This window comes from Neisseria sp. P0021.S006 (assembly GCF_051956895.1).
Genome location: NZ_JBQCWZ010000743.1, coordinates 1 through 689 on the forward strand (window position 1 = coordinate 1; position 689 = coordinate 689).

1 protein-coding gene is annotated in these 689 nt (G+C 33.4%); it reads left to right on the top strand.

Annotated elements, in window-relative coordinates:
• On the top strand, window positions 1–689 hold a 689-nt coding region (locus ACTHUM_RS16835), incomplete at both ends, for a hypothetical protein (protein WP_440403532.1).

Consider the following 689-nt stretch of genomic DNA (forward strand, 5'->3'; position numbering starts at 1 on the left):
GTAATACTCGAAAAGCCTTATAACTATGACTCTGATTACTCTGCTAAAACTAGATATGATAGAAAATTGTCGGTTTATAAATGTATTCTAAAAGCAGCGGGATTTAAATGCTCAGAAAATGAGAAGGTAACATTTTCCGTAAATAAAGAGCTATTAGAAGAAATGGATATCCCCGATGTAACTTCGCAATCATTAAAGGCAGGGATATCGTTAGATTTAGCAACTGAATGGTGGACTGCTTTATGGGATTCTTATGATTCTTCAGTAGCATGTAATGACTATAAACAAAAAAAACGTAAGGAATGGGCTGATGATGAGTTAAAAGCCTTGTTAGTGATTTTAACTAGAAAGAGTAGCTCAGGTGGTTCAATAGATAGAACTGGCTATTTGAATTTACGACCAATTGTTACTCAGCATACCGATAAATCTCAGACACCTTTTGAGGATGATATTTTACAAGCTCTTCGTCAAGGAAAAATTATTATTGCTGATTTATCTAGTGGGGATGAAGAATTACAAAGAATGTATTCAGAGAGAATTACACGTCGTATCTTCAGAGATTCTATGAATAGATTTACTAATGCTCGACCTAATAATTTCATTCAATTTTATTTTGAAGAGGCACATAACCTTTTTCCTAAGAAAGACGATAGAAACTTAAGCCAAATTTATAATCGGCTAGCAAAAGA